The organism is Spirochaetota bacterium, from assembly GCA_038043445.1.
In the GTDB taxonomy this organism is placed as follows: domain Bacteria; phylum Spirochaetota; class Brachyspiria; order Brachyspirales; family JACRPF01; genus JBBTBY01.
The window spans coordinates 1-17,272 of record JBBTBY010000119.1 but is presented as its reverse complement, the minus strand read 5'-3'; the positions used below and the strand labels follow the sequence as shown (position 1 = coordinate 17,272).

Genomic DNA, 17,272 nt, shown 5'->3' with positions numbered 1-17,272 from the left:
GCCGGTCCGCGTCCGAGTAATCGGCAGCTGGCCGAACATAAAGTAAACGATAAGCAGTCCGATGTTCGCAAAAAGTGAATCACGAGTCTGCAATATCAATTCCTGAGCAGCGATGACCGCGGCACAAAGGATCATGATCACAGCTGTCTGCCATGGCCGCCCCTGATCGTCGCTGTATTTGCTGTTGAGCAGATCGATGTGGTCTCTCAAGTCGTTCAGCCGTGATTCCCATGACTGTCCTTTGGATGGTATCGGGATCAAGAGCCAGGCGTTCATGAAGTTGACCGAAAGATATACGAGCGTCATGCCCGCCGTGACAAGCTCGATGATGTCAAGGGTAGCGATGTTGTCCTCGACGATAATGCGGAAGAAATTCCCGCATGGGAACTGCATGGCGATAATACCGCCTGCCATAAGGAGATACCAAGCGTAAAATACTACCTTAAGCCAACGTGGCGGCGTGCGGGGGATGAATGCATTAAGCAGCACAGCGCACGTCATGATGGCGGTCGGTATTGCACAAGTTAAGAAGAATGGCGAGAGGCTGGGGTAGGAGTGTGCGGTGTCGAGCAGGCGATACACGAAGATGATGCTGATGATGAGAATAACGCGTTCGTCTATGCGCGGCAGGATGTGTTTATTGAAAACAACAGCGAAAAGGAGCGTGAACAGGAAAAGAAACAGCATGATATGGTTGAACAGGATATAGGTGTGTTCCCCTTTTGCGGGAATGAAGGCGACGGCTGCCGCGATGATTATACCGGCGCCAGGCCCGAGATCACCATTGAAGAGCGCTTTACGGGCCATGAAAAAGCATTGGACGAATATTCCGGCAGCGAACATCGCAATAGAGAAGTACTTTATATCCATAGATCGAGTGTAGCAGATGAAAGTGCGCTGTCAATGGGTCTTTCCCGTTTTGTTGAGCGTACATACGAGCGGAGGTAGGGACATTTGCTTGACGACTGATATTACAAGTAGTATACTGACACCATCGGTACAAGGTATGGTCATGTTTTTCCGACGTTCAATAATTACGGCATCTTTGGCCGCCGTAGCGCTTTCCGCAGGGGTTTATAAACCTACCGGCTGTTACGCCTCCGCGCCCGGCAGCGAAACAATGTACGTACATCCTGAACTTCGCGGCGTGCTCATACGCGGGCATTGGAAGCAGATAGAGCCCTCGCCCGGTGTGTTCGATCTCTCGCGCATCGACTCGCAGCTCTCAGCCGTTAAGCGGCATGGGAAACGCTGGTCGCTCGCGATCTCTGCCGGCGGGGCAGGCCAGCCGGATTGGCTCGTCGATACGCTCGGTATACCATCGGTGAAATTCCGATTCCGCGGACAGACGGAATATCGCCTTGCCGCGTTCTGGCATGAGAAGACGTTTGAGCGGCTCGCCATTCTTGCCGATGAGCTCGGGAAGCGATATGCAGGGGATGCATCGCTTGTACTCGTGTATGTGCCGCAGATGACGGTGAACGGCATCGAAGGCCATCTGCAGGGTGTGGACATGAACGAGATGCGGCGCATCGGATATTCCGACGATGCGTGGGTGTCGGCTTCGCTCGGAGCGACGCGCGCGTACGCGAAAGCATTCCCCGAAAAAGCCCTCGCGTTCGAGGTGCATGAGATAGACCGTTCCGCCGAGGTCCCGATACGCATCATGAATACTATTGCGGACGATGCCTCGCTCGGCGGACGTGTCGGCATTGCGGTGTGGTGGCTTTCCGGCAATGAGCAGTATCAATCCTCACTGCTTGCGGCGCTTCGCGTATTCAAGGGCGATATATACTGCCAGATGATCGGACGTTCGGATCAGACCGAGCGGTATCCCGCAAACGGATATGCCGGCGCGTGGAAGCATGCCAAGGCATTGAAGGCGCGCTATGTGGAGCCGTGGGAATGGGATTTCGAGTCGGGTAAACGCGGCGCGAACGGGAAATGGGATGCGGAACTCAAGGCGTTCAACGAGTTCGCTGACGCGATTAACCTGAAATGAAAAGAGCGTTCGCTATTATCGGCGCCAGCATGTCAATGGCGCTCCATCCTGTCGAGATCATTATCGGAGAACCGGTTACCGAGCGTGTGCATGAACCGTTCAGTGTCGATTTCGATGCAGACGGCGTTCTCTACGGCGTTGAGTTCACGAAAGCCAATCGCGTATTTATGCTCGCGGGCGGGAAGCTGTCGTTCATTGCCGGCCGGCTCCGGATGAGTTCGGCGAAGACCCCCGATGAGGATGCTTTGGACGGAGAAGCATCGAATGCGCTTTTCAACGGCATGCACGACATCGCTATCGCCGGACGCATCGTCTATATTGCCGATACGTTCAACAATAGGATACGCACGCTCGATCTTGCATCGAAAACGGTGCGTACGCTTACCGGCGGTTCGAGGGCGGGATACGCCGGCGACGGAAATTCCGCGGAGAACGCGTTGTTCAATCAGCCGATATGCGCGGTGCTCTCGCCGGACAGGAGTATGCTCGCGGTAGCGGATATCGGCAACGGCCGCGCACGCATCATCGATACGGCATCGCGCATTATACGGACGGCGGCGGGCACCGGCAGGAAAGGCACCGTCATCGAGGGTACGAATGCGGTCGATTCGCCGATGAGCGGCGTACGCGCGCTTGCGCTTGCAGCCGACGGTACGCTCTATATCGCGCTTCGGGAAGGGAATTCACTTGTTGCGGTCAGGGACGGCATCGTGTCCGTTGCGGTGAATGTATCGGGAAAGGCCGGTTACTCGGGGGACGGCGGTCCTGGGCGCGACGCCATGCTCAAAGGTCCAAAATATCTCGCCATGGATCCGAAGGGACGCGTGCTTATCGCCGATACCGAAAATCACGCCATCCGCCGATACGATCCCTCAAGCGGCGTCATCGATCGTATCGCCGGCACACCGACGAAGTACGGGAATACGATCGGAACGACGTTGCTTGATACGAAGCTCAAACGTCCGCACGGCGTTCGCATCGGTCCCGATAATTTGATCTATGTCGTGGACACTGAGAATGACAGGATACTGCGTGCCCGATATGAATGACATGACGTGCGGCTCCAGTGGGGAACATCGATGACGGTCAGCGCCGACAGACGATACGTTTTCATTCCGATGGACGTCCGTCCGTCGCTTACGTTCGCGAATACGGGCGTGTTCTTCCCCGAATCGAATTCGAAATTCCTTCTGCCCGATCGCTGGGCGCTGCATCTGTACCGGTACGACGCCGAGTTTATGCTGGACGAGACATCGTTCTTGATAGCGCCCGGAACGATAAGCATCACACCGCCGGGCGTTCGATCGACGTACCGGTTCCGCGGGCGTTCCGAGCACTACTGTTTTCACTTTCAATTCAGCGGAGACACGTCGCGGACGATGAAAATTCCTGCTGTCATCGACGTCCGCGGAGCGATGGCCGCATACGTCGATATCTTTCAGGAAAGCATACGGCTGTTCTCTATCAATCCCCTGCACGCAGAAATAAAAGCGTGGGATCTTCTTCTCACGCTCTCCGATACGAAAGCCGCCGAGCGATTTCATGCCGTATATCGGCGGGCGGTAGCGTATATAGAATCGCATCTGCATGAAGATACCGGCATCGCATCGATAGCCGCGAAAGCGGACGTATCCGTATCGCATCTTACGCGGCTGTTTAAACGGTATGCACAGATGACACCCGCCGCCTACATTCGCGCGCGCCGCATGTCGATTTCACGCTATTTGCTTGAAAAGACCGACCTCTCGGTAAAAGAAGTCGCTTTTCGCGTGGGCATACGCGATCTGCAGGTGTTCAACAAGATCACGCGCAGGTTCTTCGGCCATTCGCCGCGCAATCTTCGATAAGACAACTACGCCGCTTCGCGCGCAACGTCGATGAGCGCTTCGATATTCGCACGGGGGACGTCCTCCTGCAATTCCTGCGCCGGCGAAAAGACATAACCGCCATTCGATCCCAGAATGGATTTCACCAGACGCGATTCGCGCCGAACGTCGTCGGGCGTCCCGTAGGGGAGCGTGCGCTGCGTGCTTACGCCGCCCCAGAAGGTGATGCGCTGACCGAATTCGCGTTTGAGCGCTTCGATATCCATGCATTCCGGCTGCACTGGGTTAAGCACATCCACGCCCATTTCGATGAGCGAGGGGATTATCTTCAGAATGTTGCCGCAGGAATGTATCCAGACGTCTTTCCCGTACGAATGGATGAGATCGTATTCGCGTTTTTCACCCGGCGCGATGAGATCGTGCCATGTGTCCGGCGACATGAGAAGGTCCTGCTGTGAGCCCCAGTCGCTGCCGAGAAGCACGCCGTCGATCTCCCTTACCGCGAGTATGTTCTCGAGCATGATGAGGTTCCGATCGATTATCTTCGTGAGTAATCGCCGCGCGAACGGCAGATCGCATCCCATGTCGGCGAGAAAGTTCTCGATGCCTCGCAGGGAATTCGCCTTTTCAAAATGACTTCCATAGATAATGGCGAGCGCATATTTTCCGTCGTCGTGCGCACGATTCACCGCTTCCGTGAACGCGGTATAACTACCGCTGCCGATGACCGGCGGTTCTCCGCGCGGGGCCTCCATGGCGCGCCAATCAGCCTGCGCGTTATGCCACTGCCACCAGGGCGGCGCGATCTTGATGACGTCGTTGCCGAAGTAATCGTCCTGCGAACGGCAGGAGGTAATTCCGAGTTTCTGCCACGCGCTTCCCACCATGGTGATGCAATAGGGCAGCCGATCCGTCGATTCGTGGCGAATGGTCCGTTGTACGCGTTCACACGATGTCATGTATCGCTCCGTTATACGTATGCAGAAAGAATATCTATACGGGGCGTCGTCGGCAATTGTTTAAAATGTTCTTTAGTGGTTTATTTCGCTCATCGTAAATTCACGCACCGTTCGTTTCGCGGTACCGGCGCGGCGAGACCCCGAGCGAGCGGCGGAAACAGCGGGCGAAATAATTGCTGTCCGAGAATCCATTATCGTACGCGATGTCGGTTATGCTGCTCTCCGTCGAGATCAGATCGCGTGCCGCGGAGAGAACGCGAAGCCGGATACAATAATCGATGGGACTGACGCCGTAGTATTCCGAAAAAAGACGGTTCACATGGCGTTCCGTCACGCCGGCCAGTTGCGAAAGCTCACGCATCGTGATCCGTTCCCGAAAATGCGATTCGATATGGCTCGCTGCAATCGCGACGGCGGTGATACCGCCCGTTTTTATCGCCGCTCCGGGAACATACAAGCGGGACAGGGTCGTCACAAGTTCAATGAACAACCCGGTAACGAGCGCCTCATATCCGCTTCGTTTCGCGTTGTATTCATCCGCGATCCGTTCGATGATGCGGTCGGTTTCCGAACGTCCGGCGGCGGAAAGGATTAATGCCGGCGCTTCACCGTTCGCCGCGGGGCCGATACGAAAGAGCGCCTGATATCCCGCGAGTCTTCGAAGCGAGTCGTCTACGGGGGAAAGAATATCCGGAGCGTATTCGATGTTCCAAAGGTCAAGCGCCTTCGGCGAGAAGAAACCGTGCGAGCGGTTTCCCGTGAAAACATAGATGTCGCCCGCCTTGACGAAGTAATCGCGCCCGTCGACCCGATGCGTAGCCGTACCGCCGGTAATGACGACAAGCTCATGGAACGAGTGAATGTGTTCTTCGAAATCGACCGTAAGCCGCGCCCGCTGGATCAAAAAATGGAAATGCGGCGGGACGGCGCCGGTGAAGGTATATCGTTTCCGTATCGACGATCCTGCCATGTCCGTATCGTGCTATAGAACGTCCGAAATGTCAAGGCATAGTCGCCGCATTGTGCGCATCATATGGATAATGACATCGCCGGAGGGCCACATGGATACAAAAGTGCGCCGGAACATCGAATTCCTGACGAGCATCTATGAGAAAAGGCCGTTCACACGGCATGGATTCTACGCCAAGCCGCCTGAGGCAGGCATTATCGATTTCCCCGACGGAGACTACACGCTTTCGAACAAACCGGTATCCGCGTGGGTGCCGATATTCGTCGAGAACTACCGGCGGGAAATGGAGATGCTTGAGACTGTCGGCGGAGACATCGTTCCGTTCGCGCGTGCGAACACCGCGACACATATCTATGCCGCTGCGTTCGGCGCACCCGTGCATGCGTACGAAGGGATGAACACCAATCCCGCAGCGATGCCGTTCATCATGAACGCCGATGAGGCCGATACGCTGGAAGTACCCAATATCTGGAAAACACCGGTGCTCTATCGTATATTCGAGATGAACTATGCGCTTCAGAAAGAACTCGGCAAGGATATCTATCTCGGACCGCCGGACATGCAGAGCGGTTTCGATGTCATGTCGCAGCTGTGGGATAAGACCGATCTTTTCTGCTCCATGCTTCTCCCCGATAAGAAAGAAGCGGTGCATCGCCTCAACGCAAAATGCGCGCGATTGTTCAAAACATTCGTCACTGAATTGAGGAAAGAATTTCCCATGATGCAGGTGTGCCACTGCCCCGGCGTGTGGACGCCGCCCGCGATGGGGCCATGGCTATCCAATGATGAGTGCGGTGAATTCGGGCCCGAGCAATTCGAGGAATTCTGTCTCCCTGAGCTTATCGATCTTTCACGGACGTTCGGCGGGCTCGGCATGCATTGCTGCGCAAAGGCGGAGCATCAATTCGAGCTGTTCAAGAAGATACCGGGTTTCTACGGCTTTAACCGTGTGGCGAGCAAGAATACGAAGGGATATAAGATGATGCTCGATCATTTTAACGATGAGCACTCGCCAGTGCTGGTGTTTGGCTGGATGGATGATGCCACGGCCGAGTGGTTCATCAGGAACGCCCCCGCAGGTGTCCGCTGCATATTTTCATACACGGCACCGACAAGGGAACAGGGGAGCACATGGCTTGAGCGCATGCATACTGCAACGGAAGCTTCGGAAAAAGAACGCGTGACGGCATAGCCTGACGGGTGTTCATGCGGTGATGCCCTCTGGCGAAATCATCGGGGGCAGAGTATACTCCCCGCATGGCACTCCGATCGATCGAACGGCTGTCGCATGAGATAGCAAAGCTCCCCGGCATCGGCGAGAAGACGGCGTTCCGTCTCGCGATGCATCTATTCTATGCGGCCGATGCTGACCGGGGATCGTTCGCCGACGCGCTTATGAAACTGAAGGACGGCATATCGCTCTGCACGCGCTGCGGGAATGTGGCGACGAGCACGCTTTGCGATATCTGTTCCAACGAGAAGCGCACAGCGTCGACGATCTGCGTTACCGCGAAATATGCCGACCTCATCGCGATAGAGAATACGCAGGAATACCGCGGCGTGTATCATCTTCTCCACGGCCTCATCTCGCCGATAAAAGGCGTTTCGATCAACGACATCCGCCTGAAGGAATTGTTCGCACGCATCGAAAACGAGCGCCCGTCCGAGCTTATCCTTGCCTTTGATGCCGGCATCGAGGGGGATACGACGGCCAATTACATCGTGAAGATGGCGGCGGGGAAGGTCCCTGTCACGCGCCTTGCCTACGGCATATCCATGGGGAGCGATATCGAGAATGCCGATGTGCATTCCCTTGCGCGTTCGCTTACGAACAGGACATCGGTCGGGTGATATGACGCGCCGCACTGGTCCGAAAAAAAAACAGAAGACGAACACAGCGCCGGTGATGTCGGTCGATACGCTCATCGCGCAGTACCGGGTTTTCGATGGGACCGAGCTTGCTGATGCCATACGCCGATTGCAGAATATCGGCGATCGGATATCGTTCACTGAAGCGGGGCGGGGGCTCGGCTGCTTTCCGCAGATACGCATACCGACGCATGCGACCGCGTTCAGCGAGCATCGCCACGATTTCTTCGAGATATCGTTCATACTCGACGGCGCCGCGCGGCATGCGTTCAGCGGCAACATCTATCCGGTGCGTCAGGGCGATATCTTCTTCATGGACGACGATACGCCGCATCGCTTCATCGTGGGAAAGACCGAGCGGCTCACCGTGCTTAACATCGCGTTCCTCCCGGAATTCCTTGAGTCCGCCATAACGCTCGATAAGCTCAAGGCGGGCGTTCACTTTTTCCTGGTGGAGCCGTTCTTCCGCACGCTCGACAGTGCCGAGGGGAAGCTCTCTGTTTCCGGTGATACGTTCTTCCGCTTTGCGGTACTTGCGCTCTCCATAGTCGACGCGTTCGTGCGAAGCTTCCCCGAGAAGAGCGAAGTCGTGCCGAACCTGTTCAAGGCGTTCATACAGCTCGTCAATGATGAATACGCTCGTACGATCTCAGAGCATTCGCGCTTCCATGAGAAGCGTGAGGTGCTGTTCCGCGAGATAGTTTCGTTCATCGACGCGAGGCTTTCGAAGAAGATAAGTGTTACGGACATCGGTTCATCCGTTGGGCTCGGGCGAACGCGCCTTGCCGAGGTGTTCCGCGAACGACAGGGGATGACCATCATCGAATACGTGAACAGGCGCCGCGTCGAGCAGGCAAAGGAGCTCTTGCGTACGACGGATATGCCGGTCATTGATATCGCCATGGAAACGGGTTTCAACGACGTATCGAATTTCAATCGTACGTTCAAAAAGATCGCGGGAATGCCGCCGAGCCAGTTGCGCAAAAGTGAACGGTAGCAATAGCGAACATTGGTGTTGGATGTTGACAATGAATGGAATGCTGTTAGCATGGAAAAACAAGAGGAATAATATGATAGTGAGAACGGCTGTCGTACGCGCCATGCCATCAGTTCAATTTTTATCTCGGGATGTCGCATGAAAAAATTAATGCTCCTTATTCTTGTCGTATTCCCGGATTTTACGGCTCGCGCTGCGGTATCGCTGTCCGCTGAACAGAAGCGTCTTATCGAGATCGTTTCATCGCGAATGGACCTTATCGAAGAGCGTCAGCAGCACATGACGGTTTCTAATCTCATCACGGTGATCGCCGATATCGATTTCCGCGACGATGCAGGAAACACGCCGTTCATGCTTGAATGCGCGAGCGGCAGGAACGATGAACGCTATTTTGAACTGCTGTTCACTCGGTCCGACGTATCCGTGCGCAATAAGAAAGGTCAGACCGCGCTGCATCTGTATCTTGCAAGCGGCTCGCAGCATCTGCCGGTCATAGAGCGCATTATCGCGAAGGGCGCCGACATCAACGCCCGGGACAATATTGGGGCAACGGCGCTCATTGTCTTCATGCGCCATTTCAATTTCGGGACGAATACCGTCGAAGGACTTCTTGCGCTCGGGGCCGATATGACCCCTGAAGATACGAATGGATTGAACGCACTCGCCGCGGCTGTCGATGCATCCATGTGGTCTGCAGCGAGAATGCTCTCGGCAAAGGGCAGCGTCATCGGCGAACGCACCAGACGTGCTCGCGAGCTTGCATTGATCCATGCCGCATATTCGGGGGATTATGCCCGCGTGAAGGATCTGCTTGTAAAAAAGAAGGTGAATCCCGTCGCCGTCAACGCGGATGAACGCGAACACGCGCTTCTTCTCGCATCCGGACCGCCGCTCTATGAAACGGTACAGCACGTCGCGCCGATGTCCGACATACGCATCGTCGCGCTGCTGCTGTCGAACAAGGTGAGCGTCGATATGCCCGACAAATGGGGGTCGACGCCGCTCATGCACGCATGCCACACGACCAATATCGGCATCATCGATCTCCTTATCGCGCGCGGCGCTTCGGTGAATAAATTCGGCGGCTATTTGATGGGAGAATCTCCCCTTATCAACGCGGTCATGGCAGGCAATGAGGATGTCGTGCGTTTTTTGATAACGAAAAAAGCGAAAGTGAACTATTATGCATATTCGCCTGCGGCGGGGAAGGACTATCCCCTCGCTCGTGCAATGCGCATGGGGCATAGCGCCATCGCAGACATGCTCCTTGCGAATGGGGCCGATGCGAATCTCGGCGAGACGAATGCATCGCCGCTGCTTTGCACCGTCATTCGCGGTGACGGTATCCGGAACAGAGAGATCGCGACGAACGAAGGGGAGGCACTTGCGCTCGTCAAAAATCTCGTCCATCATATGGCACAGGTGAACGGGCGGAAAGGCGCCGATGATCCGCTCTATGCCGCGAGCGAGAAAGGATATATCGAGGTCATGCGATTCCTTATTGAGAATGGCGCGCGCATGACGTATGTCGATCATAACGGCAACAATGCCGTCTATGCCGCCGCCCGTTACGGTCATGTGCCGGCGGTTGAGATGCTCGTTGAGAAAGGAATGCCGGTGAACTCCGGCCGATACGGCGAAGCGCTCACGTATGCGCTCTCCGGCAAACACCACGCTGTCGCGCGGTATCTCATCGAACACGGCGCGAATATTCATACGACAAATGAATACGGCATGACGCCTTTGCATCAGGCGGTGAACACCCGTTCGGCGGAGATCGCACAACTGCTCATTACGCGCGGGGCGAATACGCAGGCGAAGGATCATTTTAAGAAAACACCCGCCGATGCGGCAGCCGCGTCCAAAGACCCGGCATTGATCGCGCTCTTTCCCGATGCCGTGAAAAAAGCAGCCGCGGTACAACGCGCAGGCAGCACGCAGGGATATTCGCTTGATGACGGGATAGCGCTTCTTACGGCGGCGAAGAACGGCGATTTGGAAACGGCAAGAAAATTGTGCGTCAAGGGCGGTAATATCAACTTTTCCTATGGATCGTCCATCGACGGACTTGAGATAGGATACACGCCGCTCATGATGGCCTCCCGGTATGGCCATGAACCGATCGTGAGGCTTTTTCTCGACAACGGCGCATTGATCACGCCGAACACATTCGATAATAATATGACGGCGAAGCACTATGCGCAACGCGCCGGACATACGCAGATCGCCGCCCTCCTTACCGGCGGTGCGGACACATCGCGCCCGGTCTTGTTCTCGGATGTTCAGAAAGCGGCGAAGAACGGCGACCTTTCCGCGGTGCGCGCTTATATCACGAAAAGTTCGTTCGCCGTGAATATGATGGACAGTACGGAAGGAAAGACGCTTCTCATGATCGCCGCACAATACGGGAGAACGGACATAGTGGAGCATCTCCTTTCGCAGCCGAATATCATGGTCAATGTTATGAGCAAGGAAGAAAAAACGGCGCTTGAGTACGCGGAAGTGCACGGACAGACCACAGCGGCGGCGCTCATCAGAAAAAAGCTCGGGCTACGCTGAGCGTTGACTTGCGTGGCGTTTGAATTGACGCAAATACCCTATCAATTTACTTGACATTATTACCGTACGATGTACATTCGTCACTGAAATAATTATCCTTGGATCAGGGAGAAAACCATGAGCGATCAAGTAACGGTCACATCGAACAAGAACGTATTGCAGCGTCTGGGTGAAAGCATCGGGGGGATACTGCTCGGATTCGCGCTCTTTCTCGGCGCATTCCCGGCGCTGTTCATGAACGAAGGTCGTGCGGTCGACACCGCCCGTGCGTTGGCGGAAATGGGAAAAAGCTATACTGTCGTCGACGCATCGTCGGTGAATCCGGCGAATGAGGGCAAACTCGTCTATGTGACCGGCAATGCCGCCACGAAGGATATCGTCGCGGATGCGGATACCGGCATTTCGATGAACGCCATTAAGCTTCGCCGCACCGTGGAGATGTACCAGTGGGAAGAGCGCGCGGAAACGCGTACGCAGACCAAGCTCGGCGGCGGCGAGGAAAAGGTGACGACATATACGTATACGAAGGGATGGTCGTCTTCGGCGAAGTCGTCATCGTCGTTCCACCTCCCCGAAGGGCATCAGAACCCCGAGATGATGTTCCGCGGATCGGGCAGCAGCGCGGATGAATCATTCTACGCCGGTTCGGTTTCGCTCGGTGCGTTTCGGCTTTCCGACTCGCAGATACGCGGCATCGGCGGCGATAAGCCCTATTTCGTTTCCGATCCCGATATCATGAAATTGAGACCCTCGATGCGTGCGAAAGCGAAGGCTAACGCGGGCATGATATTCCTTGGCTACGACCCCGCGAATCCGCAGGTGGGCGATCACCGGATCAAATATACCGTCGTAACGCAGCCCGTAACGGTAAGTCTCATGGCGCAGCAGACGGGGACTTCGTTCACTCCGTACATTTCCAAGAACAAGCAGTCCAGGGAACTTATCTCTACCGGGCTCGTAACGCCGGAGCAGATGATACTGACGGCACAGAAGAACAATATGATACTCACCTGGGTCTTGCGCTTTCTCTTCGCGTTCATGATGATATCCGGCCTTTCGATGATATCCAAGCCCCTTCAGGTGCTCGCAGGCATTCTGCCGCCGCTTGGCGCCGTCGTCGGTGCGGGGCTCGGTATCGTGACCTTCCTCGTCGGCGGTGCGTTCTCGCTTATCACGATAGCGATAGCGTGGGTGTTCTTCCGTCCGATTATCGGCATTACGCTCATCGCAATCGCGGTCGCCGCGATAATCGCGGGCTTTGTCATCGGCGGAAAGAAAAAAAGCGCGTCCTGAGCAAAGGAGATCATCATGAATATACAGACCCTTCTGTCGCAGACCGGCAATCTCGGCGGCGCGCTGAACACGATAATGGGCGTTCTCGGGCAAGCACGGTCAGCCATGTCGCCATCGGCGGCGGCGCAGCCGATCACGCAGGAAAACAGCGCCCGTGCAATCGAAGAGCTTACGCTTATTGTGGTGACGCTCACGAATCTCCTTTTCGCGAAGGGGATAATTACCAGCGAAGAGTTTAACACGAAGTTCAATGAACTCGATCTTAAGGACGGCATCAAAGACGGGAAAATGGCGAAATAAGAAGGAATGATGGTGAATTTCGCAGCGCTTGTTGCAGAGCTTGACGCAGCGCTTGACGCATTGACGCATCATCCATAATTGGGTATAATAAGCGCAGTTACGTATTAAACGGCGGTAAAACGATATGGCAAAAGAAGATCTTGCGAAGAACCTCTCATCACTTGGGCGCAATGAGAAATGTCACTGCGGCTCAGGCAAGAAATATAAACATTGCCATTGGGACAAGGATCAGGAAAAATTCTACGCACAAAAGCAGAAAGAAGAAGCACGGATGAAAGCGGAGGCGGATGCTGCCGCGGCGAAAGAAGCTGAGGAAGTGGAGAAATCGGGCGCTGAGAAAGGCGCAAATGTGCCGCCGAAGCCCGTGCATGCAGACCATCCATCGCAGATGAAATCGCAGATACGACATACATCGCAGGTGCGTTTGCCGAGAAAATCCGGGAATTCGTAGCCGATACGGAACGGTAAATCCTCCCACGCAGGCGGATGATACGCAAAGAACCGAGAGCGGGGTATGCTTATTATTTACGCATGAGAACGGTCGTACTTATAACCGGCGCGGGGAGTAATCTCGGGCTCAGTCTCGCCGGGCGATTCCTTGCCGAGGGCGCATCGGTAGCTGTCAATGATGTTTCTGCCGCACTGCTCAAGCCGGCCCTTGCGCTCGCGAAGAACGATGCTTCGCGTGTACTTGCTGTCCCCGGGAATATATCTGACGAACGCGCGGTAAAGCGCATGATAGCCGCTGTTGTGCGGCGGTTCGGATGCATCGATATCCTCATCAATAATGCCGCCATGCAGGGTGTGGGCTATTCCTTTCTCGATACGCCGGCATCCGTGTTCGATACGGTCATCGGGGTGAACGTACGCGGAACATATCTTGTGTCGCAGCATGCCGCACGGGCGATGATGAAGAAAAAGCGCGGTGTCATCATCAATATCAGTTCGAACACATCCGAGCGTGCGCTCCGCAAGCGCTCCGCATATATCACGAGCAAGGGTGCCATCGATGCTATGACGCGCGCTATGGCGCTCGATCTTGCGCCGTATATTCGCGTGAATTCGGTAGCCCCGGGTTATATATGGACCACGCGGTGGAATGCCATCGGCGAGAAGGCGCGGCGAACACGGCGTGCATCGATACCGCTCCATGAGCCGGCACAATTCGATGATGTCGCGGAGATGGTGCTCTTCCTTGCGAGCGAGAAGGCACGGAATATCACCGGGGCGCGCTATCTTGTGGACGGCGGATGCAGTGCGCAACATTTGCCCGCAGGTGTGGATGTGTGAATTTCGACACTATTTGCTGTATATAACACGTATTTGACAAAATCTGTTATATATACTATTATATATAACAAGAATGATAAATGCAAAACATAAAGAACTAAAACTGCGAATAGAGCAGGAAATTCGCACGAGCGTTTTCAAGGATAAACTGCCGGGCGTGCATCGTCTTGCCGAACGATACGGCATGAATCATATCACGGTCACTAAGGCACTTAAGGCACTTGAACGCGATGGGATCATCGCGATCGAAGGTACACGGGGCACCCGCATCGTCGGGCCATCGCGCAGGGTTCATCGGCGTATAGCCCTCGTCGGATTGATGTACATCGAATCCCGGGAATTCCCTTATCTCAGGGAATTAGAGACCGTATGCAAAAGCAGCGACTATGAAGCAAGCAATGTCCGATTCACATCACCCGGTTCTTTTCTGCATGCGTCATCGATGCTGGCAGCGCTCGAAGTGGACGGCATCATATTCTCATACTGCCGCCCTGACAGAAAAATGAACGATGCGCTCTCACAGGCAGGGATACGTTCCGTGCAGCTTGCGCGTTCGAATGCGTCGTATGTTCCCTGGATGGATGCCGATAATGAGCGCGGGCTTGCTGCGGCATTCACGCATCTTACTGAGAACGGGCATAAGCGGATAATGTTCTGTTCACCGCAGCATGGCAATGAAGAGAGCCGTCGATTGACCGAAGAGGCGTATCGCACCGCCATGCGTTCGATCGGCACATATGATCCGCTGCTCTATTTCAGCCCCGATACCGTCGATGCGTATATTGAACGCCACGGCGAGGGATATCGCAGGGTGTTCGGTGCCGAGTGCGCGGCGCATCTGCTTTCGCTCGCTGAGCGGCCGAGCGCGGTGTACGTGCATGCGCGCGAAACCGCATACGCCATGATGGATGTCCTTGCCAGGAACGGCCTTTCGGTGCCGGACGATATCTCGGTCATTGCGGCGACGGACGATGAAAGCGAGTCCGCCGGGGAGGCGCTTCTCACGCTTCTTGAGCATCCGCGTATGGCGCTCATACGGAACGCAGCCGCATCGCTCATACGCGCCATGAACGAGAACGGCTGTGTGGAAAATGTCTTGCTTGAGCGGCGGCTCATTCTTAATAGATCGGTGAAAAAAATAGTGTAAGGAGATAGTACTATGCGGAAAAGATCGATCATGCTGGTTTTTGCGGCGGGGGTGTTCGTGCTCAACGCAGCGGGAGCGGCCGAGCGCACGCTTGCGATAGACCTAACGCGGACGCAGAAGGACTTGTCGCGTTCGTGTCTCGGCGCCCAGGCGCATATGTTCGGGTCATGGTACAGTATGAAGAAGATGCTCGATCAGGGAGCAGCCTTCAGCACATTCCTGTCGAACATCGGTTCACCCGTTCTGCGCATGGCCGACTTTTCGATGTACGACTGGTTCAGCAGGGAAGCGACCACTAAAATGAGGGACGCGAACGTGATGCTGGGTGTCATCAAAAGGAATAAAGCGAGCATCCCTGAATGGGAAAAAGTTCAGCCAAGGGATTATGCGGAGGTCGTAAAAAAATACAATATAAAGTCGGCGCCGTCGGAATTCACACATAAGAAAAATCCTCCCGAAACAGCATGGTTCAGCATGGGGGAATTTCACCGCTTCTGCCGGGCGAACGGGATACGGATCGTCGGTTTTTTCAGCGGCGAAAACTATTACGATGATGCCGCCGATGAGGTCATTCATTTTGGAAATAACCCGGAATATTTTGACGGAGCTGTCAACAATGGCATGAAAAGGCTTTCCTGGATAGTAAAGAACGGATATCAGGACCTGTACGTGGGCTGGGAAATCGGCAATGAATGCTGGGCTTCTTGGGATCCCGTTCTGTTTGCACAGTATGCGCGGAAACTGGCGAACGCTGCACAGGCTATACAGCCGGGAATATGGCTTGCCATGCCTATCATGCTGCGGAACACCGACGATGCGCATATTCAGCGCTTTATGGCCGCCAGCCCGGATAGTAAAAAATGGTTCAATTGGCATGACGGGGTGATCCCCGCACTGGGAGATGATATTAAAAAGATATCGCATCTGCAGATACATGTGTATGGCGCTGCAAGCCAGTACAACGCGCACTACCGCGGATTTGAAACAATGTCCTCGGTGCTGGAAAAATTCCCGCAAACAGCGCATATGCGGTATCTGGTCACCGAATGGCGCTATACGGGCGTGGGGGGGACCAATCACCGGACATTCCGCACGGGTGCGATGTGGAATGCGAAATTCGCGATGACGCTGTTAAGTCATCCCCGTGTCGACTATACCACCGCGCATGAATTCGTCTGCACGAGCGGGCTCGGCTACTGGACGCCGGGGAAGGGCAATGCCGGACCATACGAGGACGGTTCCGAATGGGTGTTCCAGAAACTGGAAGACAAAGGCAAGGAGTTACGGAGCAAGGACGGCCTGCCGCATTTCGATGTCGGCCCGTTCGGTCCGGTCAACCGAATGCTCAATACCCTCGTTACCGAATGCCCCGTGCTTATCGAACATTCCTCCGATCTCGGCGCGATGAGTTCGGCCTTGTTCGCCGACGGCAGCGGTCAGCAGGAAATGGATGAGGATAAGACCGACCTGGAATGGTTCATATGCGCCGCAAAGGACAGATCGAGGATCGGCGGCGTCATTGTCAATACACGTTCGCACCCGACAGCACTTTCTCTGGCCGCGGGTAGAGATCGCCTATCGATACAGAGCGCAGAGCAGATGACGTGCGATGCGGATAAGCAGACACTTGCGGAAATTCCCGGCGAGGAGAAATTCTGGCGCGTTAACGCGGCGGCTTTCGATGGGGGTAAGCTGATGCTGCCGCCGAACAGTATAACGAGCTTTCGCGGCATAGTGAGCCGGTAAATACGCACAAGCGTGCGGGCGATATACGATCTTCGTCAGCCATGGCAGGCGTTCATCTGAAAACCGCCCCATACATGCGCGGCGAAAGCAGCGCGATGATCTCCGCACGGATAGAGAATACCGCCGAGTCCATGCCGTAAACTTCAATAGAGGGTACTCTTGTCCCATCAGGATTATCCGCGTCGCCATTCGGTGCCGCTCTGTCATCCGTATCGATGGCGATATCATCGATCAGTGCTGTCTCTGCCGGAACATCGTGCATTATCGCATTCTCATACGCGGAACGAATAGTCGCGATAAGCCGAGAGCAGATG

Annotated in this window: 17 protein-coding genes; 13 read left to right on the top strand and 4 right to left on the bottom strand. The window is 55.1% G+C overall.

The window, feature by feature from the left end; genetic code table 11:
* The coding region (locus AABZ39_16370) for a hypothetical protein (protein ID MEK6796357.1) at positions 1–807 on the bottom strand (807 nt) is incomplete at its 3' end.
* Positions 808–1,120: 313 nt separating this feature from the next.
* Between AABZ39_16370 and AABZ39_16365 the strand changes: the two genes are divergently transcribed.
* The 3 genes from AABZ39_16365 to AABZ39_16355 are packed head-to-tail and all read left to right on the top strand — an operon-like array spanning position 1,121 to position 3,849.
* Complete coding sequence (locus tag AABZ39_16365) at positions 1,121–2,002, top strand: hypothetical protein (GenBank protein MEK6796356.1); 882 nt, start codon at positions 1,121–1,123, stop codon at positions 2,000–2,002.
* Positions 1,999–3,051: a hypothetical protein gene (locus tag AABZ39_16360; protein MEK6796355.1), complete on the top strand. Its 1,053-nt coding sequence runs from the start codon at positions 1,999–2,001 to the stop codon at positions 3,049–3,051. The genes AABZ39_16365 and AABZ39_16360 overlap by 4 nt, the downstream gene beginning before the upstream one ends.
* Positions 3,052–3,081: 30 nt before the next feature.
* The gene (locus AABZ39_16355; GenBank protein ID MEK6796354.1) at positions 3,082–3,849 is read left to right on the top strand and encodes a helix-turn-helix transcriptional regulator; all 768 of its coding nucleotides are present in this window, start codon (positions 3,082–3,084) and stop codon (positions 3,847–3,849) included.
* A 5-nt stretch (positions 3,850–3,854) separates the two neighbouring features.
* On the opposite strand, the gene AABZ39_16350 is transcribed toward AABZ39_16355, so the two are convergent.
* Positions 3,855–4,787 carry a uroporphyrinogen decarboxylase family protein gene (locus tag AABZ39_16350; protein MEK6796353.1) on the bottom strand — a complete coding sequence of 311 codons (933 nt, stop codon included), beginning with the start codon at positions 4,785–4,787 and terminating at the stop codon, positions 3,855–3,857.
* Positions 4,788–4,887: 100 nt separating this feature from the next.
* Positions 4,888–5,757, bottom strand: a complete 870-nt coding sequence (locus tag AABZ39_16345) for a helix-turn-helix domain-containing protein (GenBank protein MEK6796352.1) — start codon at positions 5,755–5,757, stop codon at positions 4,888–4,890.
* A gap of 91 nt (positions 5,758–5,848) precedes the next feature.
* Between AABZ39_16345 and AABZ39_16340 the strand changes: the two genes are divergently transcribed.
* The 10 genes from AABZ39_16340 (at position 5,849) to AABZ39_16295 (ending at position 16,958) form a co-directional block, all read left to right on the top strand.
* On the top strand, positions 5,849–6,949 hold the full coding sequence (locus AABZ39_16340; protein ID MEK6796351.1) for a hypothetical protein: 1,101 nt from the start codon (positions 5,849–5,851) through the stop codon (positions 6,947–6,949).
* Positions 6,950–7,014: 65 nt separating this feature from the next.
* Entirely contained in the window at positions 7,015–7,608 is a 594-nt protein-coding gene (gene recR, locus AABZ39_16335) for a recombination mediator RecR (GenBank protein ID MEK6796350.1), read from the top strand.
* Between the two features lies 1 nt (position 7,609).
* Positions 7,610–8,623 (top strand): AraC family transcriptional regulator, encoded by a 1,014-nt coding sequence (locus tag AABZ39_16330; protein ID MEK6796349.1) that lies wholly within the window; start codon positions 7,610–7,612, stop codon positions 8,621–8,623.
* A gap of 138 nt (positions 8,624–8,761) precedes the next feature.
* Positions 8,762–11,182 carry an ankyrin repeat domain-containing protein gene (locus AABZ39_16325; protein MEK6796348.1) on the top strand — a complete coding sequence of 807 codons (2,421 nt, stop codon included), beginning with the start codon at positions 8,762–8,764 and terminating at the stop codon, positions 11,180–11,182.
* 117 nt (positions 11,183–11,299) lie between these two features.
* Positions 11,300–12,475: a TMEM43 family protein gene (locus tag AABZ39_16320; GenBank protein ID MEK6796347.1), complete on the top strand. Its 1,176-nt coding sequence runs from the start codon at positions 11,300–11,302 to the stop codon at positions 12,473–12,475.
* Between the two features lie 15 nt (positions 12,476–12,490).
* On the top strand, positions 12,491–12,775 hold the full coding sequence (locus AABZ39_16315) for a hypothetical protein (GenBank protein MEK6796346.1): 285 nt from the start codon (positions 12,491–12,493) through the stop codon (positions 12,773–12,775).
* 124 nt (positions 12,776–12,899) lie between these two features.
* Positions 12,900–13,226, top strand: a complete 327-nt coding sequence (locus AABZ39_16310) for an SEC-C metal-binding domain-containing protein (protein MEK6796345.1) — start codon at positions 12,900–12,902, stop codon at positions 13,224–13,226.
* An 80-nt stretch (positions 13,227–13,306) separates the two neighbouring features.
* The gene (locus tag AABZ39_16305) at positions 13,307–14,065 is read left to right on the top strand and encodes an SDR family oxidoreductase (protein ID MEK6796344.1); all 759 of its coding nucleotides are present in this window, start codon (positions 13,307–13,309) and stop codon (positions 14,063–14,065) included.
* Positions 14,066–14,138: 73 nt separating this feature from the next.
* Positions 14,139–15,212, top strand: a complete 1,074-nt coding sequence (locus AABZ39_16300) for a substrate-binding domain-containing protein (protein MEK6796343.1) — start codon at positions 14,139–14,141, stop codon at positions 15,210–15,212.
* 12 nt (positions 15,213–15,224) lie between these two features.
* Positions 15,225–16,958, top strand: a complete 1,734-nt coding sequence (locus AABZ39_16295) for a hypothetical protein (GenBank protein MEK6796342.1) — start codon at positions 15,225–15,227, stop codon at positions 16,956–16,958.
* 52 nt (positions 16,959–17,010) lie between these two features.
* On the opposite strand, the gene AABZ39_16290 is transcribed toward AABZ39_16295, so the two are convergent.
* Positions 17,011–17,272, bottom strand: a 262-nt coding sequence (locus tag AABZ39_16290) for a hypothetical protein (GenBank protein ID MEK6796341.1), incomplete at its 5' end; no start/stop codon positions are given.